Source organism: Pectobacterium artocarpous (genome assembly GCF_046159765.1).
GTDB lineage: Bacteria > Pseudomonadota > Gammaproteobacteria > Enterobacterales > Enterobacteriaceae > Pectobacterium.
On record NZ_JBJXVK010000004.1, the window covers coordinates 97284 to 122485 of the forward strand.

Below are 25202 nucleotides of genomic sequence, written 5' to 3' on the forward strand. Positions count from 1 at the left end.
ATCAGTGCGTGCTAGTTTGCGCCTGCTGGAACAAGCGTTCCCACATTCCGTTAACCAGTACCTGATCCGGCGGTGACAGTTCACCGTTTTTAATGGCGTTCTTAATGCTGTCGCTCACGCGCGCGTGCAGGGCTTCCAGCGTCTGTTCCCCGCGCTCTTCCGCCTCTGCCACCGACACCGTCAGATGACCACGCAGATAGCCGCCGGCAAACAGTTCGTCGTCGCTGGCATGCTCTACCATGTCATCAATCAGCGCCAGAATGCGCGTTTCAAATTCTGCGATCATGTCTTATCCTCAAGTTTTTGCGTTTCCCGCGCATCACAGATCGGCTGGATACGGGAAGCTCTCCGCCGTCAGCGGGGGCGTATTGTAAAACGATTGTAGCGCGTGAATAAAGCGTGCCGGACGAGCGGGGATGCCTTCTTCCAGATACTGCATCACCTGCGCATGTACACGTCGCTGAAAATCAATGCGGTCCGGCTCGCAGTCGCCGTTCAGATTGTCGCAGCTGACGTTAAACGGAAAGCCTGCGGCTACGCAGAACAGCCAATCAAAGGCCTGAGGTTTGATTTCAACCCCCTCAAACTGGCTTTGCGTCGCCACATCGCGGCCATCAGGGCAATACCAATAGCCGAAATCCACCTGTAAGCGACGCTGGGCACCGGCAATGCACCAATGAGAAATCTCGTGCAGCGCACTGGCATAAAAACCATGCGCAAAGACAATCCGGTGATACGGAATCTCATCATCTGCGGGCAGATAAATCGGCTCATCGTCGCCTTTTACCAGACGAGTATTGTATTCATCTCCAAAGCAATTATTAAATATATCAATCAGTTGTTGATAATGGTGCGTCGTTGTCATGTTATCTGTTGCTATCATAAACCTGTCATCATAAAAACTGTCCCAGCCAGACAGCAATCGCGTGACCATGGCTGTCATAAATCAGCTTACCGCTCATGGTGGCGGAAACCAGCACCAGCATAGGACGAATCAGCTTTTGCCCTTTCGTCATCACCATTCTGGCACCGAGTCGCGCCCCAATAATCTGTCCTGCCAGCATCACACCGCCGACAACCCAGACAACCTGACCGCCCAGCATGAAAAACAGTAGCCCGCCAAAATTAGAGGTAAAGTTCAGGATCTTGGCATTCGCTGTCGCTTTAGCCAGATTGAAGCCATACAAGGTGACAAACGCCAGCGCGTAAAATGACCCCGCGCCGGGGCCAAAGAAACCGTCATAAAAGCCGACGCAGCCGCCTGCCAGAATCGCAAACGGAAGTGACGACAGACGACGCTGCCGATCTTCATCACCGATTTTTGGCGTTAATAAAAAGTAGAGGCCGATGCCAATGATCAGCACCGGCAGAAGTTGACGCAGAAAATCGGCGTGGATTTGCTGGATCAGCCAGGCCCCAAAGGTCGACCCCGCAAACGTCAGCGCAATCGCCAGTTTCTGCTCGCCCAGATTCACCGCACGACGACGAATGAAATACAGGCTGGCGGAAAAGGATCCGCCGACGGCCTGAAGTTTATTCGTTGCCAGCGCCTGCGCCGGGGATAACCCCGCCGCCAACAGAGCCGGAATCGTCAATAAACCGCCCCCGCCGGCAATCGAATCAATAAACCCTGCCAACGCTCCGACAAAAAACAGCACGGCCAGCGTTTCTGGCCCAAGCACTAACCAATCCATCGTTATTTGTTATCTCGCGGCAAAATGTCTGTCGAGCAATGCCTGACAAGAAGGAGGCAAAGGCGGCGGTGTAGTCTTCTCTGGCGCTTCGCTACTCGGTTTTTTCGGTTGGAACCAGCTGGTTAATTCGGCACCGCATCCGTCACCCAGTGGCGGATCGCTCTGATCCTGACACTCCAGACTGTCTGCCGGGCAGCGTAAACGCACGTGCATATGCGCACGGTGTGCAAACCAAGGGCGAACTTTACGCAACCAGTCACGATCGTGGCCCGCTTCAGCACACAGCTGTTTTTTAATCGCCGGATTGACGAAGATGCGCGTCACATCGCTATCCAGCGCGGCGGTTTTGATCAAGGTAGTGATTTCTGGTCGCCAGACGCGCGGATTAACATTAAGCCCGCTGGCGTTAACCAAATCGATAGGCTGCGGCTTCAACAGTTGCTGCTCGCTCCAGCGCTGTCTGGGCAATTGCAGCCAGATGTCCACATCCAGCCCGGACTGGTGACTGGCGTGACCGCTACTGAAACGTCCACCGACAGGCATGCCCATATCCCCCACCAACACATGACCAGAGGTCGTACGCTTCACTTCGTTACTCAGGCGTTGAATAAAGGCGAGCAGTTCGGGGTGCCCGAAATAGCGGCGCTGATCGACACGCATCACCTGATAATCCAACGATTGCAACGGCAGCGGCTGGGCACCAATGATACAGCCATTGGAAAAGCTCCCAATTGACTGCGGCGTGCCCGCAACCGGATGCGTTATCTCCTGCCAGGGCGTTTTCGCCCACGCAGCGTTCGACCACAGCGACGCACTCAGCGCCAGCGCGAGAACCCCAATTAACCCTTGTTTCATTATGTTTTACCAGCAAGGAACCTGACTGTTCACATCCCCACACTGTGCGCGTAGGCGCAGCAGGTGATCCATTAACACAATCGCCATCATGGCTTCGGCAATCGGCACCGCTCGAATACCAACACAGGGATCGTGACGGCCGCGCGTGACCATCTCCGTCGCTTCGCCCTGACGATTGATCGTTTTCCCTGGTACCATAATGCTGGAAGTCGGCTTCAACGCCAGATGTGCAACGATATGTTGACCGCTGCTGATCCCGCCCAAAATACCGCCAGCGTGGTTGCTTTGGAAACCGTCTGGCGTGATTTCATCACGGTTTTCGCTGCCGCGTTTGGTGACAACCGCAAAGCCATCGCCGATTTCGACGCCTTTCACCGCATTGATGCTCATCAACGCATGAGCCAGATCGGCATCAAGACGATCAAAGACCGGCTCACCTAATCCGGCAGGTACAGATTCCGCCACGACACTCACCTTCGCGCCAATGGAATCGCCCTCTTTTTTCAGCGCACGCATCAGTTCATCCAGGGCGTCCAGCTTGTCGATATCTGGGCAAAAGAACGGGTTTTGCTCAACCTGTTCCCAGTCTTTCAGCTCGCAGGTGACATCGCCAATCTGCGACAGATAGCCACGAACTTTCACACCATGTTTCTGTTGCAGGTATTTCTTCGCAATCGCCCCTGCGGCAACGCGCATCGCGGTTTCGCGCGCGGAAGAACGACCGCCGCCACGGTAGTCGCGGAGGCCATATTTTTGCTCATAGGTGTAGTCGGCGTGACCGGGGCGAAAAACATCTTTAATCGCGCTGTAGTCCTGAGAACGCTGATCGGTGTTTTCAATCAGCAGACCAATGCTGGTCCCTGTTGTCACACCGTCAAAAACGCCGGACAGGATCTTGACCTGATCGGGCTCGCGGCGCTGCGTCGTATAGCGGGATGTCCCCGGACGGCGGCGATCCAGATCGTGTTGCAGATCCGCCTCAGTCAGCGGGATCCCCGGCGGTACCCCATCAACAATACACCCCAGCGCAATACCGTGGGATTCACCAAATGTAGTGACGCGGAAAAATTGCCCAATACTGTTGCCTGCCATCACAACTCCTTCGCATGTGTTCTGTTACTGTCTTAGCGCCTGATAAAGCGGTAAGGGTAATGAATGTCGTTATGCCTGTTAATCACGGTAAGCGCTAAAATGATCTTTGCAATCAACCAGCTGTGTTCGCGTTAGCATAAACACGCCGTCACCGCCGTTATCAAACTCCAGCCAGGTGAACGGGATTTCCGGGTATTGATCGATCAGGTGCACCATACTGTTGCCCACTTCACAAATCAGCACGCCGTTGTCGCTAAGATAGTCTGGCGCACAGGCCAGAATACGCCGCACCAGATCCAGACCGTCGTTGCCCGCAGCCAGCCCCAGTTCAGGCTCGAAACGGAATTCCTGCGGCAGATCGGACATATCTTCTTCATCCACATACGGTGGATTAGTCACGATCAAATCATAGCGAATCGCCGGTAAATCGCGGAACAGGTCAGACCGGATTGGCGTCACACGGTATTCCAGACCATGCTGCTGAATATTCTGCTCAGTTACCGCCAATGCATCGTTGGAGATATCCACCGCGTCAACTTCCGCTTCAGGGAATGCCTGTGCGCAGGCAATAGCAATACAGCCGCTGCCCGTGCACAGATCAAGAATATGATGTGGCGCTGCCGGCAACTGCTCATCAAAATAGTTATTGATCAGTTCACCAATGGGAGAACGCGGTACCAGCACACGTTCATCAACGTAGAATTCCAGGCCGCAGAACCAAGCCTTGTTGGTCAGATAAGCGACAGGGATGCGCTCATTAACGCGACGGATCACGCGTTCAACTATGCGCTGCCGCTCGCTGGTGATCAAACGAGAGGTATACATATCTTCAGGAATATCGAGCGGTAGATACAGGCTAGGTAATACCAGTTGTATGGCTTCATCCCAGGGATTATCCGTCCCATGACCGTAATAGACGTTGGCTGCGTTAAACCGGCTGACAGCCCAGCGCAACATATCCTGAATGGTATGAAGTTCACTGACGGCCTCATCGACGAAAATTTTGTCCAAGGGAGTCCTCCGCAGACAGTTCTGAATAGGAAATTGGCGCTTAGTTTGCCATGAAGCCCGCGACAAATCAGCAGATATAACCGACTGAGCGCGCCCCGATACAGACTTTTATTTAGCGACAGCAGAGAGACGAGGTAAACTGATCGAATGTTGACGCAAGATGAATAAAATATGAGTAATAAATATTCCCTGAATGACGACGAATTGCAGCTTTTTCGTACGTCAATCACTGGCACAAAAAAATTGCGTCAGGATACCTATACCCACAAACCGCTGCGCAGAAAATCAGGCGAACTGCCTGCCAAACGGGTATTGCAGGAACAAGTTGATGCCAGTTTCTATTTTTCGGATGAATTTCAGCCCCAACTGGATGCAGAAGGCCCGACGCGCTATGTCCGCCCCGGTGCCAGCCACTATGAATTGAAGAAACTCCGCCGGGGAGACTATTCACCGGAGCTGTTTCTGGATCTGCACGGTCTGACGCAGCTTCAGGCGAAACAAGAGTTAGGTGCACTGCTGGCGGCCTGCCGTCGGGAGCATGTTTACTGCGCCTGCGTGATGCACGGGCACGGCAAACATATACTGAAGCAACAAACGCCGCTCTGGCTGGCGCAGCACCCTGATGTGCTGGCTTTTCATCAGGCACCGAAAGAATTTGGCGGGAATGCCGCGCTGCTGGTATTGATGGCGCTGGAGGCGCCTTCGCTTGAGTAAATGACGTTATACGGAAAGGCTAAAAGGCGTGTAAGCCGATTACACGCCTGATACTGCAATGATTTCAGGGTTTCGCGTTCAACTGTGCAGGGCTGACTTGCCAATGTAGGACGCCATTGCCGAATTCCGCCTCCACCGCCACGCAGGCAATCGCAGACGTAGCAAACATCGGTGCCGTTTCATTCCGGCATAATTCGGCGACCAGATAGCCCACCAGCGGCAGATGCGAAACAACCAGAACCGCCCCTACGCCTTCTCGCGCCAGCGTTTGCAGATAATAACCGACAAGCTGGGCATCACCGCCGGGTGCCAGTTCATTCAAGCAATCCGCTTCTTCCGGCAGCGGCAGCACTTTCTTCACCACGTCGAGCGTTTGCTGGGCACGTAAATAAGGGCTCACCAAAACGCGCTCAATATCGATATTTTGCTCGTTCAGCCAACACGCCATCTGACGAGATTCATCACAACCACCGTCGCTCAAGGGCCGAACGGCATCACTCGCTGCATCAAGTACCGCATCACCATGACGCATTATCAACACTTGCATATTACACCGCTATGTAAATGAAATATATGACATATCTCCATAATCCAGACGCTACGGAGATTGGCTTTTCGGCAATTCTGGCATGCCTGCAACATAAGCCATATAAGGTTTGCTGTAGGTTACCTGAGTTTCTTGCTATGTAAACTCGCCTGAGATCAGGTTTTGGAGAAAAATTCATCCTCCCCGCTTCCCACCTACAGGCAACCGACCAGAGTCAGTCGAAAAGGCGACCGAATGCGGTTGTAAAATCAATCACGCTCAATGATGCGTTTTTAGCCGATCCATCACCAAAGAGTCAAACATTGTCATGAATCGGCAATGCTGGAAGGTGCATATCACGCTGGCTTAACCGAAGTAGTCCCATGATAAATAGAATGTTTAAGGGCACTTGGCAAAACCGATCATATCAATAACAGATAACCACGTATTTTGAGTGGTTGTTATAACCAATTACAATAAAATCAAAAAATAGGATTTATAATTCAATTGCGAATAAAAAATCAGCATAAAAAACTGATAAAATAAAAAAAATAGACTATTTGCACTTTTTTAACGCATATCAATTTTACGATATTGTTAAATAACCACTCTACTTCTATCTTTATCTTAAATAGCGTTCTTTAGTATTCGTTTATATAAATAAGGTAATGACACAGAATATAACGCCATATGATAAAAATAGATTGCTCTTCTATTTATGGACGAATGTGCAATTCAGGATAAATCCCGAAGAACTTCTCTGTTATTTTATATGCCCGCCATTATTCGTACCATGGAAGAGAAAAATAGTAATACGTTTCTTTATATATTTATCTTCACCATACGGAAAGCACTGAAAATAGTAGCAATATGTATTTCAGCAGTGCAACATTTTGTGTCTGTAGTTTAGGGAATTAGGAAAGAGAATGCCTCCTTTGCATTTTCCCGAATATACCGAAACCATGCCATATAAATACCCGCACTGATTTAAACGACTCGTTATGATTTTTTTCGTAATAGTCACTCATGACAAGCAGTTTTCACGGAAACCACTGTGTTTTTGTGAAGACACTTTCGATGAAAATAAGTGAGAGGCATATAAAGAAATCGTTATGAATTCTAAACGTATAACATTACCTATTCTGGCTACACTATTTACCACATTCGGCCTCGCTCCCACCGCCAGCAGCGTGACGATTAATGGTCAGATTCCCGTATCACTCACCATTACCGCCGCCTGCACGGTCAACAACGGTGGAGGGGCAGGAACCACATGGGGAACAATAGACTTCGGCTCCCACTCCGATCTGACAACCGCGATTGATAGTCAGGTAACCAGCACCGGGGGCAGTGGAATTACGGTTAGTTGCTCTGTTGGCACCCCCGCATCATTAACGATAGGGGCAGGTGCAAACGCCAGCGCCTCGCTACGTAGACTGGCTCCGGGCACGGGAACCTATAACGTCCCCTACCGTTTATACAGTGATTCAACCCGCACCACTGAAATCCCGCTGAGTAGCACAACCGGTATTGCCATTGTGGCAACGGGCAACCCACAGATGGTTCCGATTTATGCGCGTATTCAGCCGTCAGACCAAACGGTTCTGGCGCCCACCGCCGGGTCTTATACCGACACCGTCACTGCAACTATTGAATGGTAATCTTTTACAGGCCGGCATGCTCACATGTCGGCCTTTTTAGGATCATTGATCCGTAAGAAAAGGAGCGGTTATGTCACCACGTCTTATATGCGATATCGCGTTTACTGCCTGTACTTTGCCGTTCCCCCTGACGTCGGATGTATCCCGCATCGCCATTCAGGTCCGGTAAGCGTTGGTATTGTGATGCGCTTTCCATCGGCATGGGCTTTGTCACTTCTGCTGTCCAGCGCCATCAGCCCCACTGTAGTAATGGCGCTCACCGTGAGCAGCACATTCGATGTCACTGCAACGATACAAAGAGGCTGTGTTTTTGGCACCAGCATGGCAAATAGCCAGCCCAATATGGGTACGCTTGACTTCGGAACGCACAGCGCTACAGCAACCAACGTGGATATCGCCAGCACCAGCGGCGGCGGCTCGATTGTTGCCACCTGTACACCTGGCACGAGTGCCATCATTGAGCTGGGCTACGGCGCTAATGGCGGCAGCAGCGCACAGCGTTATCTGAAGAATACGGCAGGTACGCGGCTATTGGCCTATCAGCTATACCGTGATGCAGCGCGCACGCAGGTGTGGGGAACGGGAAGTCTGGCGCTCAGTATTGTCTCCTTTCCTGCCACAACCCAGACCTATACCGTTTATGCCCGCTATTTTGGCGGTACACCTCTTCCTCCCGCAGGGGTTTATACCGATAACGTGACCGTCAGCCTGACTTATTAAAAACACAACAGGGTGAACACAGAATGAAGAGGAAAATGACGTTTTTTATTCGGGCAATAGTCTTTTTATTAAGCGGCCTAGGCTCATCGTGCTTTGCCGCCAGTTCTATCCTCGTCTGGCCGATTTATCAGGTCATTGAAGCCGATGAAAACAGCTCGGCGCTATGGTTGGAAAACAAAGGCAATGCCCCCGTCGGTTTGCAAATCCGCATTATGTCCTGGAAGCAAATAGACTTTCAGGATCGTTATGCCGAACAAAATAACGTGATTGCTACACCGCCGTTCATGACGCTGGAACCGGGTAAGCGCAATATGATACGCCTGATTCGCGTCACCCCTCCCCCCGCTAATACCGAACAGGCTTACCGGATCATCATTGATGAGATTTCCGCGCCCTACCAACAAGATGCACCGCAGATGGGGCTACAATTCCAGATGCGCTATCTGCTACCTCTGTTTCTTGATGGTGAAGGGGTCTGGACCCATAGTCGCCCGGATAAAAGGCGCGCTAACGCCGAACCGACGCTGCCCGTGCTCAGTTGGCGAGTCAGCGCGGTTGGAGGAAAAAACTATCTGTATGTCCGCAACCGTGGCGTGGTACACGCCCGCCTGAGTAATGTGTATTGGTCAGCCGACCAAAGCGGAAAAGGAAGCCGGATGAAGGTAACCGACGGCTTTTTAGGTTATGTGCTACCGGGGCAAGAAATGCGCTGGCCGTTGCCTGCGGGCGTGTCCACACCGAGCGCAGCGATGCAACTCTTCACCCACCTGATCGATATCACCGATCCCATACTGATTAAACGCGAATGATGGGCTCGGTTGATGACAAAGACGAGTCTAGAGGCCGCGAGGCAATGGTGAAGTCTGGCATAAAGTGCAAGACAGGTGCCTTTCCCCTGCTCATATATACCCCGTTTGCGCTGTTTTATTCTGCGGCGGTTCTCGCAGAAGAGTATACCGATCTCCCTGCGCCCCCTAGCGCCATGCCCTCGCTCAGCGAATCCGTTTATTATTTAACGCTTTCCGTTAACGGACAGAGTAATAACACGGTTATCCCTGTCACGTATCGTGACGGGAGCTATTATGTGGATGCGGCAACGCTGCGTCAGAATCACGTTCGCCTGTCGGAGCAAAGCGTGGGACAGGTCAATATCAGTACCCTGTCAGACGTCACCGTCGATTACGATCAGGCCATACAACAGCTAAAGCTCACCGTGCCCATGCACTGGCTACCCGAACAATCTGTTGACGGCGGAGGGCTGGATATGGCAAGTTTCCCCGCCCGCAGTAGCCCCGGCCTGCTATTTAACTATAACCTTTATTACACATCACCCCGTAGCAATTCGGATTCGCTCAGTAGTTGGATGGAACAGCGCCTTTTCAGCCCCTACGGAATCTTATCCAACACGGGGATCTACTATTTCACATCGGGCAACAATACCTCGCAGCAAGATGGCTATCAGCGCTTTGATACCTATTGGCGCTATAACGATAACGAACGCCTGATCACCTATCAGGTTGGCGACTTGATTAGCAACTCCCTGACGTGGAGCAACTCGGTGCGTATGGGTGGCCTGCGTGTCGCCCGCAACTTCGGCCTTCGCCCGGATATCGTGACCTACCCGATGCTGCAATACACTGGTACCGCCGCTGTACCCAGCACGCTCGACCTGTTTATTAACGGTTATAAAGCCAACAGCACCAACCTGAACGCAGGCCCGTTCACCCTCACCAATACGCCTTATCTCAACGGCGCAGGGGAAGCGACCGTCATCACCACGGATGCTCAGGGGCGACAGATTTCCACCACGATCCCCTTTTACGTCTCCAACACCTTGCTGAGAGCGGGGTTGAGTGATTTCGATCTGTCCGTTGGCGTTCTGCGTCAGGACTATGGCATACAGAATAATTCCTACACTGACGATCCGGCCGTCAGCGGTATCTATCGCTACGGGTTGACCAATAAACTGACAGTGTCGGCACACGGCGAAGCGGTACAGGAGCTGTATCTGCTCGGCGCAGGGATGGATTTCACCGTCGGCCGCTGGGGCACGCTGAGTTCCTCCTACAGCCAGAGTGAAAAGGAAGCCACGGGTCACCAATACACCACGGGCTATTCTTACTACAGTTCCGCATTTGGCCTGAGTGTTCAACACGCTAAACGCAGCGAAGCGTATCGTGATTTAACCGCCGTGCTCACGGAAGGTCGCCTCAGTCGGGAAAGCTATCAGGCAACGATCAGCAGTCAGTTGTTTGGTGAAGGCAATGGATCATTCGGCGTGGGTTATTTCGATATCCGCGCATACGATTCAACCCGTACCCGTCTGCTGAATCTCTCTTTCAGCCGCCAGGTCTGGCAAGACAGCTCCATTTACCTCGCCTTTAACAAGTCGCTAGGAGAAAACGGCTACAGTGCCCAGCTCCAGTTCGTGATGCCTTTTGGTAGAAACGGCAGTATTAATGCCGGGGTTCAGCGCGACAGCAATGGCGATTATTCACCGCGAGTTGGGGTGAACCGCACCGCGCCGACAGAAGGCGGGTTAGGCTGGAACGCCGCATATGGCACAGGAAGAACCCCCTATCACCAGGGGGCGCTGGACTGGCGCGGCCCTTACGCCACGATAGCCGGCGGTACGTACGGCAATGAAGGAAATACCACGCAGTGGGGGGAACTGAGCGGTTCACTGATCTACATGAACGGCGGGCTTTTCCCCAGTAACCGCATCAACGATGCCTTTATTGTGGTCGATACCGAAGGATACCCCGATGTTCCGGTAAAATATGAAAACCAACTGGTCGGGAAAACCAACAAGCGCGGCCATTTACTCGTACCATGGGCCGTATCCAACTACCCCGCGAAAGTGGAAATCGACACGTTACAACTGCCAGCCAACGTCACCACCCCACAGGTGGAATCACGCGTGTCGGTAAAAGAAGGCAGCGGTACCATCGTGAAGTTCCCCGTTCATGCCGTACGATCCGCCAATATCATGCTGCGCAATACCGATGGCAACCCGCTCACCGTCGGCACCTGGATAACCGAAGAAATCAGCGGCGACACCACCATCAGTGGCTACGATGGTCTGGCCTACTTCGCCAATCTGGGAACCGCTAATCGCTTACGTTTTAAACAAGAAGACGGACAGCTTTGCCAAGTGGAATTCTCACTGCCGGAATCACAGACCATGATGGCAACCATCGGCCCGCTCATCTGCCAGACGACTGACCCAAAAGGATAAAATGATGCTGACTCCAATACCTAAAATCCAGCACGTCTTCCCCGCCAATCGGCGATCTGACCGCTGGCTGCGTCTGGTTTTCTTGCTGATGGCGCTGTATTACGCCCCCTTAAGCTACGCCGCCTGTACCACGCCACCCAGCAACACCACGCTGGGGCCTTATGGTTCTTCCGTTGTCGGCGTTAACGGTACGCCACAGATCGTGGCATCGGGGAGCGGGTTTCGCTGTACGGGAAGTATATTGAGTTTAGCCAGTACCAATACCATCATCGCGACGATACAGAGTGACAGCAACCCCAGCGGTACCACCATGCGGATGCGTAGAGGAACAAGTTCAGACTACGTTCCCTACAGCCTGTGTATGGATTCTGGCTGCGGTACGCTCTATAACATCAACTCGACCTATACCTGGAGCCGAACGACCTTCCTGGACATATTAGGTTTGTTCAATTCCACTGACGGCACAATGCCGATCTATATCCGCACCACGACAGGCAACAATGTTGCCGCTGGCACCTATACCGATACGGTGACTATCAAGTGGGATTATCGACTTTGTTCGCTGGGCGTATTAGGCCTCTGCATTTACGAGGAGGGATCAACGACCTCAACCCTCAATATTACCATGAACATCACTAATGATTGCCAGATCACCAGCGCACCGAATGTCAGCTTTGGCACGGCGGCGTTTCCCGCTGATTTCGCGCCGGTCAACAATAGCCTCGGCGTTCGCTGTACGTTGCAGGGGGCGTACACCGTCAAGTTGATCAGTACCCATCCCGACGATGCCAACTGGCGCAGAATGACGGCAACCGTCGGCGGTACACCCTACTACTTGCAATATCAGCTCTATCGCACTGGGAATATCGCCTGGACCGAAACCAATGACTACAGCGGAACGGGGACGGGAATTACGCAAAGTATCCCGTACACCGCCCGAATTAATGCCAGTCAGACCAGCAAGCCGGAGGGGGCGTATAAAGATACCGTCACGATCAACGTCACGATTAACTAGCGCTATCATCCACACTGGTTGGCGGATAAAACGTCCGCCGACCTTCCCGCATCGCAAGCAAACGCTCACAGGGCGCAAACCGATCGCCATACTGTTGTTGCAGCACGAGCAGCGTTTTCACGACCGTTTCTACGCCCAGACGATCCATATAGTGGAACGGCCCGCCGAGGAAAGGGGGGAAACCAATACCAAATACCGCACCGATATCCCCATCGCGCGCACATTGGATCACACCTTCATCCAGACAACGCGCCGCTTCGTTCAGCATCATCATTACGCCACGCTGGCTGATGAGCGCGGGGTCGATATGAGCTTTCGGCGTCACATCCAGCAGCGGGTAAATCGAGCTATCCACTTCTCTCCCCGCGTGCCAGAAACGACGCGTTTTATTGTATCGATAGAATCCTTTCCCATTCTTTCGCCCTTTACGTCCGTCTTTCAGAATCGCATCAAACGCGGGTGGGGAGATGAAACGTTTACCCAGTTCTTCGCTTAACACGGGCACAATCTTGGTCGCAACATCGATGCCCACTTCATCAAGCAGCGCAAGCGGGCCTACGGGGAAACCAAAACGCACCAACGCATAGTCAATCGCTTCAATCGGCTCCCCTTCCAGCAGGCAGTAAGCCGCTTCGTTGATATAAGGTGCCAATATACGATTCACATAAAAACCGGCGCTATCGCCCACGACGATCGCGGTTTTCCCCTGCTTTCTCGCCAAAGCAACCGTCGTTGCAACCGTCTCTGCGTTAGTGTGAGCGTGAGGAATCACCTCAACCAGCGGCATTTTGTCCACCGGACTAAAATAGTGCAGGCCAATAACCTGCTGCGGACGACGCGCGCCCTCCGCAATCTGGTGGATTGGCAGCGATGAGGTGTTTGACGCGAATATCGTATGCGGCGCGGTATGATCTTCAATCTCCGCCACCATTTGCCGCTTCAGCGCCAGATCTTCAAAGACAGCCTCAATGACGATATCCGCATGTTCAAACCCGCGATAGTCCGTACTGCCGGAAATCAACGTCATCAACCGCTGACGCTCCGTCGGCTTCATCCGTTTACGCTGGACGCGCTTGGTCAGCAGTTGCCAGTTGTACTTCAGCGCATGGTTGATGCCCTGCTCATTAATATCTTTAATGCGCACTGGCAACTGGCCACGCGTCGCCGTCACGCTGGCGATCCCTCCTCCCATCAACCCGCCGCCAAGAATGCCGACGTGGTGAATCGGCTTGGCATCAGAAGCCGCACCAGCGGTTTTCTTTAAGGCGTTGGAAGCAAAGAACAGGTGGCGCAGCGCGGCAGATTCCGGCGTCATCACCAGCTTGCCAAATGCTTTCGCTTCCTGACGGTATCCTTCTTCACGGCCTTTTTCGATACCCCGGCGCACCACCTGAATAATCTTTTCGGTAGCCGGATAGTTGCCGTGTGTTTTCGCACGGGTTTTGCGCTTCACCATCTTGAAAAGCACATGGCGAATTCCTGGGCTGCTCAGCAGGCGCGAACGCCAGCCCAGCGGCTTGGCTTTGCGTTTTCCTTTTTTAAGCATCTCTACCGCAGTCTCCAGCAGGATATCGTGCGGGACGACTTCATCAACTACCCCCTGCCGTAACGCCTGACTCGCGCGGAGATGGCGACCGGTCAGAATGAGATCCAGCGCGCTATCCAGGCCAATCAGCCGTGGCAAGCGCTGCGTTCCGCCCGAACCAGGAAGGAGCCCAAGCTGCACTTCTGGTAGCCCCAGCACCGTCTTTTCATCCAGCGAGCAAACGCGATAGTCGCAGGCTAATGCCAGCTCCAGCCCACCGCCCAGACAGGCACCGTGAATCGCAGCCACCACGGGGAACGGCAGCGCAGCAATCTGATCGAACGTTTCCTGCCCTTGCTTCGCCAAATTTTCTGCCTGTTCAGCACTGCTGCATTGATTCAACATGGTGATATCCGCACCAGCGATAAACGAGTCAGGTTTGGTGGAAATCAGAATCAGCCCCCTGAGCGTCGCATGCTGTCGCGCCTGCTCGAAGACAGAGAGAATCTGCTGCGCAAATTCGCTTTTTAGCGTGTTCACCTTCTCACCGGGCACATCAATGCCGATCACGCCAATGTTGTCTGGCCGAATAGTGAGGGAAAAGGCAGAGGGGCTTTCCGTTACGGTAGGGAAAGGCTGTTGATCGTTCATGGCGTCACCTCCAGTACCATTGCCGCGCCCAGCCCACCCGCCGCGCAGGCCGTGGTTAATCCCAGCCCGCCGCCGCGACGGCGCAATTCATTCAGTGTTTGGGTAATCATCCTCGCTCCGGTAGCGGCAAAGGGATGACCATAGGCAATAGAGCCCCCTAGCACGTTGAATTTGGCGCGGTCTACTTCACCCAGCGCGGCACTTCTACCCAGTTGATTCCAGGCGAACTCATCGCTGGCAAAGAGTTTGAGGTTGGCCAGCGTCTGGGCGGCAAAAGCCTCATGCATATCAATGAGCGTCAAATCGGCCAGCGCCACGCCAGCCCTTGCCAACGCAAGCGGAGAGGCATAAGCCGGCCCCAGCAACATGTCACGCTGCACGCCGATGGCGCTGAATGCATAGCTGCGCAGGTAGCCTAACGGCGTGAGCCCCAGACTTTTAGCTTTGGACTCACTCATCATTAAAACGACCGCCGCGCCATCCGTCAGCGGAGTACTGTTAGCCGCCGTAACCGAACCATGCCGACGATCGAACGTCGGGCGTAAACGGGAATACTGATCCAGTGCGGAATCATGGCGCACATTGTTATCTTCACTTAGCGCCTTCTCATAAGGAGGGACGTAAGCCGTCATCACTTCATCGCGCAGCACGCCAGATTCCCAGGCCTGAGCCGCCAATTTGTGCGAACGGTGCGCCAGTTCATCCTGATCTTCACGCGTGATGCCGTAGGTTTTTGCCATCTGTTCCGCAGTATCGCCCATGCGTAACCCGGTGGAATACTCCGCCACGGCGGGCGCAACTGGCAGCAGGTCTTTCGGGCGCAGACCGCTTAACTGTTTCAACTTCTGCCCCAGCGTCCTGGCTTTGTTCATATCCACCAGCCTTCTGGCCAGCGCTTTGCTGACACCAATGGGCAGCACGGAAGAGGAATCCGCGCCACCGGCAATACCGACTTCCACTGTACCCGCCATAATACTTTCTGCCACGTTGGCAACCGCTTGAAAACTGGTGGCGCAGGCGCGCGACACACTGTAGGCATCGGTATGTACGCTCATTCCCGTACCGAGCACGATCTCTCTGGCGATATTCGGCGCTTCGGGCATTTGGACCACCTGCCCGAACACCAATAACTCGATCAACTCAGGATCGATACCGGTGCGAACCAGTAATTCACTGGTGACGAGCTTCCCTAATTCGAGGGCGGGTACGCCGTGATAGGCCGTTGCCTGCCGGGCAAAGGGGGTGCGTAGTCCGCTCACGAACGCAATGCGATCGCCACGGCGGGTTATCAGAGGTAATACCTCACTCATAAACGCTCCTGTTAACCGAAAATACTCCCGTTAACCAAAAATAAAGTACGCGTACAACAGGTCAGACCTGATTTCATTGTTAACCATATGGTTACATTACGCAAAGGTACGCAACACAAAAGTGTGAAGAGCATGCGAGTAGCAGCCAACAAAGATCGAGAAAGAGTAAAAACAGAAAGAATAGAGGTGGGGTTATACGTGAGGGGGAAGCCATGACAGGCAGAAGCCACAAGAGGGCTCCTGCCAGGACAAAAATTAACGCAGACCGAGCTGGAAAATCAACGTTTCAGCCTGGCAGCTGAACGTAAAATCGATGTCCAGCTTAATGCCGCCATCCACATCTTCCAGCGTGCTAACGATGTCGCAAGGTTCAGACTCTACCGACCGCGCTTTTTCCGTCAGGGCAGCCAGCGCCGCTTCCGCATCAGAACGATCGCCGAAAACTTTGCTGTAAGACGCCGTGCAATCGGTGTTATCCATAATGGTGCCGACATCGACACAGCAGCAGGCTGCGGTTTCTTCAGCACTGCATTTGTTGATTACGTTCGTCATGTTTTTTTCCTCTTAAAACGCGGGAGATATGATCAAGTTCAAATATTTTTATCTTCCTTATATTTTACTCCCTCATCCCAAAGCAGTGCCAGCACTTCATGCCAGCCAGTAATTTTAGTGATATCAATCACATTAAGGTGTTATCCGGCAGTAAAAATCGAGTAATATCCCTTCACACAAATTAACCAAAACGTTAAGCAGATCTAAATTCCGCATCATTTTGGAAATATTACCAATACATTAATGCAACATTATTGTGTTCCCAACTTATACTTTGGCAACTGGTCTGATTTGTCAGGCTGGGTGCGCCCCCTACAATGCGCGTCCCTTGTTACCCCGTGTAACAACGTTAAATAACAAGCATATAAAGAGGTTTTGGTCATGAGCCAGAAAAACCTGTTCAAACAATCCACAATTGCTGTTGCGGTGGCCCTGTTTTCAGCAAACGTGTCCGCGGCTGGTTTCCAGCTAAATGAATATTCCTCATCCGGTCTGGGACGCGCGTTTTCTGGTGAAGGTGCTGTAGCCGACAATGCAGCCTCCGGCAGCCGCAACCCGGCGACCATGACTATGTTTGATCGCCCGTCGTTCTCCGGTGGCGTCACTTATATCAACCCGGATATCGATGTTCAGGGCAAAAACTCCCTGACGGGACAAGATACCAGCGCCAAAAATATCGCGCCGCACGCCTGGGTGCCCAATCTGCACTTTATTATGCCGCTCAATGAGCAGTGGGCAATTGGCGCATCTTCGACCACCAACTACGGTCTGGCGACGGAGTTCAATGATAACTACGCCGCAGGCTCTATCGGCGGACAAACCGATTTGGTGACGTCGAATCTGAACCTCAGCGCGGCCTACCGCCTGAACCAGCATTTCAGCTTTGGTCTGGGTGTTAACGCAGTTTATGCCGATGCCAAGATTGTGCGCCGGGCTGGCGAACTGGCTAATATTCCTGTCGCTGCCGGTGGAGTGCAAGGTGTTGTCTCTGGCCCGTCTTCAGAACTGGCTCGTCTGGAAGGTAAAGAGTGGGGCTACGGCTGGAACGCCGGTATTTTGTATGAAGTAGATGAAAACAATCGCTTCGGCCTGACTTATCGTTCCAAAGTCGATATCGATTTCGATGGCGATTACAGCAACAATCTCCCAACCGCTGCTGGCGGCACTGGCGGAGCAAAAATTCCTGGCAAGCTAACACTCAACCTGCCAGAAATGTGGGAAGCCTCGGCTTACCACCGTGTCGCACCGAAATGGGCGGTACACTACAGCCTGACCTACACCAGTTGGAGCCACTTCCAGGAGTTGAAAGCGACAGGAAACGGTGGTAACACATTGTTCCATAAAGACGAAAGTTTCCGTGATGCCTACCGTATCGCACTCGGCACCACTTACTATCATGACGATAATTGGACGTTCCGTGGCGGTGTCGCGTTTGATGACAGCCCAGTACCGGCCGACAAGCGTTCTATCTCCATCCCGGATCAGGATCGCTTCTGGTTAAGTGCGGGGACAACCTATGCATTTAATAAAGACGCGTCTGTTGATGTCGGCGTGTCCTACATGCACGGCAAACAAGTTGATATCAGCGAACCTATCTCTGATGTCGCTGGTTCACCACGCTATAACTTTACCTCCAAAGGGAAAGCCTGGCTGTACGGCGTGAACTTCAACTATGCGTTCTAAATAAGAACAGACGTTCTTATTTCTCTACCGCATAGAACGTGATAAAGCAGGTAAGGCAACTTACCTGTTTTTTTATTGCCTGTATTTAACGCGATAAAGGCACAAAAAAGGCCGCTTCGCGGCCTTATTACTCTTTTCGGCTAATACCGATTACTCAGGTTTAACCTCAATATAGTCCAGACCCAGCGTGCTGCTGGTGTAGCTGCGGATTTTATTGGTCATTTCAATATTACCATCCAGCTTCTGGCCATAAGATGGAATGATCTCTTTCAGTTTGCCCTGCCATTCTGGCGTCGCCACTTTATCTTTAAACACTTTTTCCAGCAAGCTCAGCATAATCGGCGCGGCGGTAGAAGCACCTGGCGAGGCGCCCAGCAGTGCGGCAATCGAACCATCCTGAGAAGTGACGATTTCCGTACCCAGCTTCAACACGCCGCCTTTCTGATCATCTTTCTTGATAACCTGAACGCGCTGGCCGGCAATCGCCAGTCTCCAGTCTTCTTTCTTCGCGTTAGGAAAGTATTCCTGCAACGAGGCAAAACGATCGTCGTCATCCATCATGACCTGACCGATCAGGTACTTCACCAGATCGAAGTTATCCAGACCCACGTGCGTCATTGGCATAATGTTGGAGAAGGTCACGGAACCGACCAGATCCCACAGCGAACCGTTTTTCAGGAATTTGCTGGAGAAGGTAGCAAATGGCCCGAACAACAGTACCGGCTTACCATCAAAAATACGCGTATCCAGATGAGGAACGGACATCGGCGGCGCGCCTACAGAAGCCTTACCGTACACTTTTGCCATGTGGCGCTTCACAATCTCCGGGTTTTCTGTCACCAGGAATTCGCCACCCACTGGGAAGCCACCGTACAGATCGGCCTCAGGAATACCGGATTTCTGCAGTAGCGGCAGCGCTGCCCCACCCGCACCGATGAAGACGAACTTCGCCTTAATCACGCTCTCTTTCTCACCGTGCTTCAGATCGGCGTAAGTCACACTCCAGGTGTTGTCCGCATTACGTTTAATATCACGCACTTCTGAATTCAGGTGCAGCGCGAAGTTAGACTTGGTTTTCATCGAGCCAACCAGTTGACGTGTGATTTCACCATAGTTCACGTCAGTACCAATAGGCATGCGAGTCGCCGCAATCTTCTGAGCCGGATCACGACCTTCCATCACCAGCGGCGCCCATTCTTTGATCGTGTTGGGATCGTCAGAGAATTCCATGCCACGGTACAGCGTACTGTGCTGCATTGCATCATAGCGGTGCTTCAGGAAAGCCGTGTTCTCATCGCCCCAGACAAAAGCGATGTGCGGCACGCTATTGATGAAAGAGTGCGGATTATTCAGCACACCGTTTTTCACCTGATAGGACCAGAACTGGCGTGAGACTTCAAAGGCTTCGGTAATTTCCAGCGCTTTGCTGATATTGATTGGGCCATCGGGATTATCCGGCGTGTAGTTGAGTTCCATGAAGGCCGAGTGACCCGTACCGGCGTTATTCCAGCCGTTGGAGCTTTCTTCCGCCACGTTATCCATACGCTCAACCATATCGATAGACCAATCCGGCTGCAGTTCCTGTAAATACACGCCTAACGTAGAGCTCATAATGCCCCCGCCGATCAGTACCACATCCGTTGTCTTCTCTGTCGTTTTAACATCTTCAGCCATCGCCAGTGGGGCGCTAACCACCACGCTCATGCAGAAGAACATAGCCAGTAGTTTTTTCATGCTTATATCTCTATTTTTATAAGTGCAGGTAAAGAGAATTCCAGGCATTCATTAACACACGACCGTACCATCATCAGTAAAAGCATCATTTTTATGACCTTTTTATTAATCACCTTGCTAACAAAAAGATCAGCGTGCTGACACATTTCAGCCGTGATGGACGTGAGTAGCGGTTAACAACGTTGCATTATTGTTATCTAACGAAAGGAAATAAATTTTAGTAAGTAAATAAACGGACAACAAAGTAATAACTTTTGAGAAACAAACCACAGAATCAGTAGGGTAACAATAAGTTTAGCAGTGTTTTATAAAAGTCACAGGCACCCGAAGGTGCCTGTGGGAGGGGCAATACGGTTCAACACTATTCCGCTGAATCGATCTCATCGAGCGAGTCTTCAATCACCGCCGCATTCGGGTTCTTCTGCGGGGTAATTTGCCCATCACTGGCAAGGAAATCATGCCGCTGGAAGTAGGCTTCACGCATCATCAGGTAAGGATCGGAAGAGTTACGCAGCAGACCGTCGGAATCTAACAATTGCGCTCGCGTTTCTATCCCTTCGATAGCCCATTTGCCTGCAGACATCCAGAACGTCAGGTAGCTCAGCATCGGATACAGCGTATCCACTACGCCACCGCCATCTTCGCGGGGTGTCATGCTACCGTAGCCGGGCACCATCACATAAGGCCCGTAACCCACACCATAATTACCCAATGTGCTCCCAAAACGGCGAGACTCTTCTTTTGCCAGTTTCGGATTCGCCATTGACGCGACGTCAATCAGCCCCCCCATACCGAGTATGGTATTCAGGAAGAACCGGTTAAAGTGAATCATCGCTTTATATGGTTTACCTTCAACGAAGTAGTTCACCATCGTTGCAGGCTCTTCCAGGTTGCTGAAGAAATTCCCCAGTCCATTACGTGCGGGCTTCGGTACATAATCGCGCCAGGCAACAGCCACAGGACGCAACAGATAAGGATCCAGAACGTCATAGTTAAAGCTGAACATGGTACGGTTAAAGCCTTCAAACGGATCGGAACGACCTTCTTGATCGCGATCCCCGGAACTGGCGCAGCCGATCAGTAACACGCTGGCAAACACCACCCCACTCAGGCGGTAATTCATATCTGTTCTCCCTGATTTATAGTGTGCTATACCCGCGGCCGAAAATGGGTATTCCCAGTATCAGCCCCAGCCGATGAGGCTGAGCGACAAGGACGGGATATCGACCAACAGTGTAACATTTTATAGCTCCACCGCTACGTTGGCTTACGTATTACTGCATTTTCAGAGAGTTGCCATTTTTCTTATCGGGCAACTCGCAGCATCGGTGCGACACGCACTCCAGCGTAGACGACAGCACGGTATTTCATGGCTCCCCTCACAGGATAGCACTGCCAGCCTAAATCAGTGAGCCACACCGCCCTCCCATAATGTAAAAACTGACTACGCTTATCATCAGGGTTATCGGTGCTCGCTCCTCAACGTCAGTACCGTTAGCCACACGTTAACTGGCCCACTCGTCGAGAGAATCGCTATGAATCCACCTTCAGAATCCAGACAAACCCGGCAAGAGAAAGACGTTGCGGTAGAGAGTAAGGAAAGCACGCAAGGAAAAGCGATCGATGTAGATGAAAATCATTTGCCTTCCCCTGCCGCCGCGATCCATGAGGAGATTCGTCAGGAAGGGCAAAAGGAACTGGAACGCGATGCAATGGCGTTATTGTGGTCGGCGATTGCAGCAGGGCTCTCCATGGGAACCTCATTCATGGCAGTCGGCATGCTCCACAATCCTCTGGTTGGCGTTCCCGGCGGCTTTCTGCTGGAGTGTTTCGGTTACACCATCGGCTTTGTGATTGTCATCATGGCTCGCCAGCAGCTGTTTACCGAAAACACGGTCACGGCGGTGCTTCCCATCATGCATAAGCCCACGCGCAGCAATTTCTACCTGCTATGCCGATTATGGCTCGTCGTGTTGACTGGCAACCTGATCGGCACAGCTCTGGCCGCTCTCGCCTTTACCTACATGCCCGTTTTTGATGGCGAAACGCGGGAGGCGTTGGTCGACATCGCAATGAAAGTGATGAAGCACTCACCAACAGAGATGTTCGCCAATGCCATTATCTCCGGCTGGATTATTGCCACTATGGTCTGGATGCTGCCGCGCGCCAACTCCGTTAAACTGTGGATTATTATCATCATGACCTGGATGATTGCTTTCAGTAACCTCACCCACATCGTCGCCGGTGCCTCAGAGATTTTCTATCTTGTGTTCATTGGCCAAATATCCTGGCAGGCGTTCATCTGGCCGTTTGCCTTGCCCACGCTGGCGGGTAATATCATCGGCGGCACTTTTATTTTCGCACTCATCAGCCATGCGCAAATTCGTAACGACATGAGCCATCCATACCGCGAAAAAAACCCAAAAAGGCATGAAAACGCCGAAAAAGAACGCCCGTAAGCACGTCGATTGCCCACACTTTGAGCAAACACACTGTTAAGTGCTTATTCTCAGAGCGAAAATGCGTATAATAGCCGGGCTTCACGTCCCCGTAGTTAAACGGATATAACAAGCCCCTCCTAAGGGCTAGTTACTGGTTCGATTCCAGTCGGGGACACCATTTATACTTCGCGAATCGCTGCCATAATGCAACGATGAGTGAACAAGTATCAGGTTTAGACTCAAGCGAGGGGTGATAGTAACGCCGATGTTGCTTCAGGTGTGTGATTCATAGACATCGTTTCAATTTTCTCTGTTCAAGCTTGTAATTCTGCTCCTGTATATGTTCTTCATCGGGCTGATAGTTCGCATGAACTGCATCAGAGTACGGTGTCTGCTCAGCGAGTTCGAGGTACTCTACGCGGCGATGGGTTTTGTAGTGCTTGCTATCCTGTTCACTTTACCACTATAGACGCCAGCAAGTGCTGAACGACATTAATGTATTCCCATACGTTACCAAGAATGAGGCTATTTCTCATGGGATTCCCCCCTGGATAATTAGAGTGAGAGAGGCAGGATTCCCTCTACCTCTCTTATCATGATTATTTCGACGCCGTTATACTGGCATCTGTGAATTCCGGGTAACCGGCTGGGCGGCCATTATTCAGGTTATTCAGGAAATTGTTGTCTTTAAGGGGAATAGAGGCTGAACCGTAGTCAAACGCGTTCAACCGGTCACGCAACTCCTGATTATTAATGTCGTCGCCAGACATGGAGTACCAACTGATAATATCCGGCGTGACGAATTTCTTATACGGATTTCCTGCTTGCTCATTCTCTTTAGAAAAACGGAAGGCATGGGTTAATACGCCATCTTTGTGATAAACAAATTTCAGATGACCATCTTGCTTATCAATACCCGATGCATCTTTGGTCGTTAATTTACCATGAGCACTGTAGCTACCATGTGTCACTACGCCATTTTTAGTCCAGATTGCAACGTGTTCCCAGTCATGGCGGTGACCCGAATTTACACCACTTAATACCTGGTCTTTTAAAAAATAGAGCGCATAAAAGCTACCACAATAGCGAGAACCACCGGAATTAACGCAGGCGTATCGGTGCAATGTATTTGACGAATCGAGAAAATTACTCCATCGGCATCCGCCCGTTATATTTCCTAACGGCTTCAGTCCGCCATTCTGCACACCGTTACGGCTTACGCCAGCACTGGGAAAACAACCATCCGAATCAAAATCAAATACCGGCGCAATCGCCCACGCATCAATTCCTGATGGCAAAGCTTGATTCAATTTAGGAAAAGTATCCGCATGTGAAGAGAAAGTCGCAAACAATATTGAGCATGCCAGAATTGTTTTCTTTCCTGAAAGCATTTTAACTCCTTTAGCAAAAAATAGTCCTTTGAAAACCAACACCATCACTCGCCATAAAAATTGGCCATGATGAAAGCGTAGAAAATGACTCTTTTAACAAGAAAGAAAGGGAAATAAAAATCATTTATTTCCAACAATGAACACAAATATATTTAGCCTGCAAAATAATACAGAGGATTTACAGATAACGTCAGCCTTTCCCCTCCCCGTCAGAGCGTTTACTCTCCAACCACGTTATAATACTGCGTTGCCGCATCAAAACGGTATTCCAGCAGAATATCGCCTCCGCCATGGGAATAACAATTTAGCATGATGCTGCGATTATCTCCGCCATTTTCAATATTCATATAAACCGGGGTCATGAAAAAGCCAAACTGACATTGCTGGAAATCAGGCTCAAGAAGCTGATCGACATTGCCATTCTTCTTGTTAATCGCCTTAATTCCCTCAACGACCATCCCCGAATCGCTGTTTTGATACACGCCAACAAAGCTGTGAGTCGCCGTTTGCCCCCAGAAAGGAATATCAACTTGCCCTTCGACCTTGGCAGGCTGCGTGCTATCATCAAAGGATGACACACGCCGTAAGCTCACATCATAGCGTGCTTTCCCGTTCGACCACTCACCGCGGAGCTCCTCCCCTGTTTCCGTCAATGTAAACGGACAATGTGTCATATCGGTGTCAGATTTAACGCCCTGAACAATATACTTATCATAATCCTGCGGGGTATGGACTTCGCAGATCTGAAGCGACGTTCCCGAAAACCGCCCATATAGAGGAATCGGTGCTCTGTATTTATCGTAAAAGTAACTCCCCAGAAGATTCTTATCCTGCTCAGTACTGTATTTCTGCAATGAGAAATGTACCGGATAAGGCCCGATTTGGCCTTCGTAATTACTCACGACATACCAGCCGGCATGCGCTGTTGCCGTCCACAATCCACAGGCGATTAAGGTTGATACCGCGACTTTCATACATTCACCCTGTATACCCGTCATACTTCAAGCTGCATGTGCGTTAGCTTGTCCGCAACTCGCGTTATTAAATGTGCAAATCATCAAACCGAACCGTTCAAAAAACGGCAAATAACCTTAATACACTAGGCTAATCATGATGGCAGCAGGGACAAATTTCCACCTCAGACACCGTCATCGCGGTTATACCCTCGCAATCCCATTCAACACGCACGGGGAGGGATTCTGGCCCTGAGTGGTGCAAATATTTATTGACCGGACTTTCCGTCATACCGGTAATTACCTCCGTGGCGATGAGTTCATCACCGACAAAAACGCGGGCTGTCGCCTGAGAGGCTTCGCGCGTTTCACCAGATTGCCGATATAAATAGTTAACCGTCAGTTTAATACTGGGCATAAGACTTCTTAAGACAGA

Annotated in this window: 23 protein-coding genes, 1 tRNA gene and 1 pseudogene; 9 read left to right on the top strand and 16 right to left on the bottom strand. The window is 51.5% G+C overall.

What is annotated here, in order from left to right:
- Position 1: 1 nt before the first annotated feature.
- The 6 genes from ACKQAD_RS03610 to prmB all read right to left on the bottom strand — a co-directional run bounded on the left by ACKQAD_RS03610 (position 2) and on the right by prmB (position 4652).
- Positions 2-286: a YfcL family protein gene (locus ACKQAD_RS03610; protein ID WP_409158885.1), complete on the bottom strand. Its 285-nt coding sequence runs from the start codon at positions 284-286 to the stop codon at positions 2-4.
- Positions 287-319: 33 nt separating this feature from the next.
- Positions 320-865 (bottom strand): elongation factor P hydroxylase, encoded by a 546-nt coding sequence (locus ACKQAD_RS03615; RefSeq protein WP_409158988.1) that lies wholly within the window; start codon positions 863-865, stop codon positions 320-322.
- A 28-nt stretch (positions 866-893) separates the two neighbouring features.
- Positions 894-1694: a sulfite exporter TauE/SafE family protein gene (locus ACKQAD_RS03620; RefSeq protein WP_409158886.1), complete on the bottom strand. Its 801-nt coding sequence runs from the start codon at positions 1692-1694 to the stop codon at positions 894-896.
- Positions 1695-1703: 9 nt separating this feature from the next.
- Positions 1704-2549 (bottom strand): penicillin-insensitive murein endopeptidase, encoded by an 846-nt coding sequence (gene mepA / locus ACKQAD_RS03625; protein ID WP_409158887.1) that lies wholly within the window; start codon positions 2547-2549, stop codon positions 1704-1706.
- A 6-nt stretch (positions 2550-2555) separates the two neighbouring features.
- Positions 2556-3641: a chorismate synthase gene (aroC, locus tag ACKQAD_RS03630; RefSeq protein ID WP_409158888.1), complete on the bottom strand. Its 1086-nt coding sequence runs from the start codon at positions 3639-3641 to the stop codon at positions 2556-2558.
- A 78-nt stretch (positions 3642-3719) separates the two neighbouring features.
- Positions 3720-4652, bottom strand: a complete 933-nt coding sequence (gene prmB / locus ACKQAD_RS03635; RefSeq protein WP_409158889.1) for a 50S ribosomal protein L3 N(5)-glutamine methyltransferase — start codon at positions 4650-4652, stop codon at positions 3720-3722.
- Positions 4653-4823: 171 nt separating this feature from the next.
- Between prmB and smrB the strand changes: the two genes are divergently transcribed.
- Positions 4824-5366 (top strand): endonuclease SmrB, encoded by a 543-nt coding sequence (smrB, locus tag ACKQAD_RS03640; protein WP_409158890.1) that lies wholly within the window; start codon positions 4824-4826, stop codon positions 5364-5366.
- Positions 5367-5430: 64 nt separating this feature from the next.
- On the opposite strand, the gene sixA is transcribed toward smrB, so the two are convergent.
- Positions 5431-5913 carry a phosphohistidine phosphatase SixA gene (sixA, locus tag ACKQAD_RS03645; protein WP_409158891.1) on the bottom strand — a complete coding sequence of 161 codons (483 nt, stop codon included), beginning with the start codon at positions 5911-5913 and terminating at the stop codon, positions 5431-5433.
- A 1091-nt stretch (positions 5914-7004) separates the two neighbouring features.
- Here sixA and ACKQAD_RS03650 point away from each other — a divergent pair.
- The 5 genes from ACKQAD_RS03650 (at position 7005) to ACKQAD_RS03670 (ending at position 12526) form a co-directional block, all read left to right on the top strand.
- The gene (locus tag ACKQAD_RS03650; protein ID WP_409158892.1) at positions 7005-7553 is read left to right on the top strand and encodes a Csu type fimbrial protein; all 549 of its coding nucleotides are present in this window, start codon (positions 7005-7007) and stop codon (positions 7551-7553) included.
- A 183-nt stretch (positions 7554-7736) separates the two neighbouring features.
- Positions 7737-8273: a Csu type fimbrial protein gene (locus tag ACKQAD_RS03655; RefSeq protein WP_409158989.1), complete on the top strand. Its 537-nt coding sequence runs from the start codon at positions 7737-7739 to the stop codon at positions 8271-8273.
- A 35-nt stretch (positions 8274-8308) separates the two neighbouring features.
- Positions 8309-9082, top strand: a complete 774-nt coding sequence (locus tag ACKQAD_RS03660; RefSeq protein ID WP_409158893.1) for a fimbrial biogenesis chaperone — start codon at positions 8309-8311, stop codon at positions 9080-9082.
- A gap of 44 nt (positions 9083-9126) precedes the next feature.
- A complete protein-coding gene (locus ACKQAD_RS03665) occupies positions 9127-11511 on the top strand; it encodes a fimbria/pilus outer membrane usher protein (protein WP_409158990.1) in 2385 nt (794 codons plus the stop codon).
- 4 nt (positions 11512-11515) lie between these two features.
- Positions 11516-12526 carry a Csu type fimbrial protein gene (locus ACKQAD_RS03670; protein ID WP_409158991.1) on the top strand — a complete coding sequence of 337 codons (1011 nt, stop codon included), beginning with the start codon at positions 11516-11518 and terminating at the stop codon, positions 12524-12526.
- Here the strand turns inward: ACKQAD_RS03670 and fadJ are convergent.
- The 3 genes from fadJ to ACKQAD_RS03685 form a co-directional block, all read right to left on the bottom strand.
- The gene (fadJ, locus tag ACKQAD_RS03675) at positions 12519-14702 is read right to left on the bottom strand and encodes a fatty acid oxidation complex subunit alpha FadJ (protein ID WP_409158894.1); all 2184 of its coding nucleotides are present in this window, start codon (positions 14700-14702) and stop codon (positions 12519-12521) included. The two genes, ACKQAD_RS03670 and fadJ, sit on opposite strands and share 8 nt — an antisense overlap.
- A complete protein-coding gene (fadI, locus tag ACKQAD_RS03680; protein WP_409158895.1) occupies positions 14699-16012 on the bottom strand; it encodes an acetyl-CoA C-acyltransferase FadI in 1314 nt (437 codons plus the stop codon). The genes fadJ and fadI overlap by 4 nt, the downstream gene beginning before the upstream one ends.
- Before the next feature lie 255 nt (positions 16013-16267).
- Positions 16268-16564 (bottom strand): YfcZ/YiiS family protein, encoded by a 297-nt coding sequence (locus ACKQAD_RS03685; protein WP_409158896.1) that lies wholly within the window; start codon positions 16562-16564, stop codon positions 16268-16270.
- 381 nt (positions 16565-16945) lie between these two features.
- On the opposite strand from ACKQAD_RS03685, the gene fadL reads away from it, so the two are divergent.
- Positions 16946-18247, top strand: a complete 1302-nt coding sequence (fadL, locus tag ACKQAD_RS03690) for a long-chain fatty acid transporter FadL (protein WP_409158897.1) — start codon at positions 16946-16948, stop codon at positions 18245-18247.
- 150 nt (positions 18248-18397) lie between these two features.
- Here fadL and mqo read toward each other — a convergent pair whose 3' ends face one another.
- Positions 18398-19981 carry a malate dehydrogenase (quinone) gene (gene mqo, locus ACKQAD_RS03695; RefSeq protein ID WP_409158898.1) on the bottom strand — a complete coding sequence of 528 codons (1584 nt, stop codon included), beginning with the start codon at positions 19979-19981 and terminating at the stop codon, positions 18398-18400.
- 361 nt (positions 19982-20342) lie between these two features.
- Positions 20343-21104 (bottom strand): phospholipid-binding lipoprotein MlaA, encoded by a 762-nt coding sequence (mlaA, locus tag ACKQAD_RS03700; RefSeq protein WP_409158899.1) that lies wholly within the window; start codon positions 21102-21104, stop codon positions 20343-20345.
- Positions 21105-21516: 412 nt separating this feature from the next.
- Between mlaA and ACKQAD_RS03705 the strand changes: the two genes are divergently transcribed.
- Positions 21517-22440 carry a formate/nitrite transporter family protein gene (locus tag ACKQAD_RS03705; protein WP_409158900.1) on the top strand — a complete coding sequence of 308 codons (924 nt, stop codon included), beginning with the start codon at positions 21517-21519 and terminating at the stop codon, positions 22438-22440.
- Between the two features lie 85 nt (positions 22441-22525).
- Positions 22526-22600, top strand: a tRNA-Arg gene (locus ACKQAD_RS03710).
- A gap of 108 nt (positions 22601-22708) precedes the next feature.
- Here the strand turns inward: ACKQAD_RS03710 and ACKQAD_RS03715 are convergent.
- The 4 genes and pseudogenes from ACKQAD_RS03715 to ACKQAD_RS03730 all read right to left on the bottom strand — a co-directional run.
- A pseudogene (locus ACKQAD_RS03715) lies at positions 22709-22834 on the bottom strand (IS481 family transposase); the annotation flags it as partial.
- Between the two features lie 187 nt (positions 22835-23021).
- A complete protein-coding gene (locus ACKQAD_RS03720) occupies positions 23022-23813 on the bottom strand; it encodes an NPP1 family protein (RefSeq protein ID WP_409158901.1) in 792 nt (263 codons plus the stop codon).
- A 218-nt stretch (positions 23814-24031) separates the two neighbouring features.
- A complete protein-coding gene (locus tag ACKQAD_RS03725) occupies positions 24032-24787 on the bottom strand; it encodes a hypothetical protein (RefSeq protein ID WP_409158902.1) in 756 nt (251 codons plus the stop codon).
- A gap of 130 nt (positions 24788-24917) precedes the next feature.
- A complete protein-coding gene (locus tag ACKQAD_RS03730) occupies positions 24918-25184 on the bottom strand; it encodes a hypothetical protein (protein WP_409158903.1) in 267 nt (88 codons plus the stop codon).
- Positions 25185-25202 lie beyond the last annotated feature (18 nt).

Coding starts and splice junctions, on each gene's coding strand:
- sixA (WP_409158891.1), bottom strand. CDS start 5,913: ATGCAAGTGTTGATAATGCGTCATGGTGATGCGGTACTTGATGCAGCG.
- ACKQAD_RS03660 (WP_409158893.1), top strand. CDS start 8,309: ATGACGTTTTTTATTCGGGCAATAGTCTTTTTATTAAGCGGCCTAGGC.
- fadI (WP_409158895.1), bottom strand. CDS start 16,012: ATGAGTGAGGTATTACCTCTGATAACCCGCCGTGGCGATCGCATTGCG.
- ACKQAD_RS03665 (WP_409158990.1), top strand. CDS start 9,127: ATGGTGAAGTCTGGCATAAAGTGCAAGACAGGTGCCTTTCCCCTGCTC.
- fadJ (WP_409158894.1), bottom strand. CDS start 14,702: ATGAACGATCAACAGCCTTTCCCTACCGTAACGGAAAGCCCCTCTGCC.
- smrB (WP_409158890.1), top strand. CDS start 4,824: ATGAGTAATAAATATTCCCTGAATGACGACGAATTGCAGCTTTTTCGT.
- ACKQAD_RS03720 (WP_409158901.1), bottom strand. CDS start 23,813: ATGCTTTCAGGAAAGAAAACAATTCTGGCATGCTCAATATTGTTTGCG.
- ACKQAD_RS03725 (WP_409158902.1), bottom strand. CDS start 24,787: ATGAAAGTCGCGGTATCAACCTTAATCGCCTGTGGATTGTGGACGGCA.
- aroC (WP_409158888.1), bottom strand. CDS start 3,641: ATGGCAGGCAACAGTATTGGGCAATTTTTCCGCGTCACTACATTTGGT.
- mqo (WP_409158898.1), bottom strand. CDS start 19,981: ATGAAAAAACTACTGGCTATGTTCTTCTGCATGAGCGTGGTGGTTAGC.
- ACKQAD_RS03610 (WP_409158885.1), bottom strand. CDS start 286: ATGATCGCAGAATTTGAAACGCGCATTCTGGCGCTGATTGATGACATG.
- ACKQAD_RS03705 (WP_409158900.1), top strand. CDS start 21,517: ATGAATCCACCTTCAGAATCCAGACAAACCCGGCAAGAGAAAGACGTT.
- ACKQAD_RS03620 (WP_409158886.1), bottom strand. CDS start 1,694: ATGGATTGGTTAGTGCTTGGGCCAGAAACGCTGGCCGTGCTGTTTTTT.
- ACKQAD_RS03730 (WP_409158903.1), bottom strand. CDS start 25,184: ATGCCCAGTATTAAACTGACGGTTAACTATTTATATCGGCAATCTGGT.
- ACKQAD_RS03655 (WP_409158989.1), top strand. CDS start 7,737: ATGCGCTTTCCATCGGCATGGGCTTTGTCACTTCTGCTGTCCAGCGCC.
- ACKQAD_RS03650 (WP_409158892.1), top strand. CDS start 7,005: ATGAATTCTAAACGTATAACATTACCTATTCTGGCTACACTATTTACC.
- ACKQAD_RS03685 (WP_409158896.1), bottom strand. CDS start 16,564: ATGACGAACGTAATCAACAAATGCAGTGCTGAAGAAACCGCAGCCTGC.
- mlaA (WP_409158899.1), bottom strand. CDS start 21,104: ATGAATTACCGCCTGAGTGGGGTGGTGTTTGCCAGCGTGTTACTGATC.
- ACKQAD_RS03615 (WP_409158988.1), bottom strand. CDS start 865: ATGACAACGACGCACCATTATCAACAACTGATTGATATATTTAATAAT.
- fadL (WP_409158897.1), top strand. CDS start 16,946: ATGAGCCAGAAAAACCTGTTCAAACAATCCACAATTGCTGTTGCGGTG.
- mepA (WP_409158887.1), bottom strand. CDS start 2,549: ATGAAACAAGGGTTAATTGGGGTTCTCGCGCTGGCGCTGAGTGCGTCG.
- ACKQAD_RS03670 (WP_409158991.1), top strand. CDS start 11,516: ATGCTGACTCCAATACCTAAAATCCAGCACGTCTTCCCCGCCAATCGG.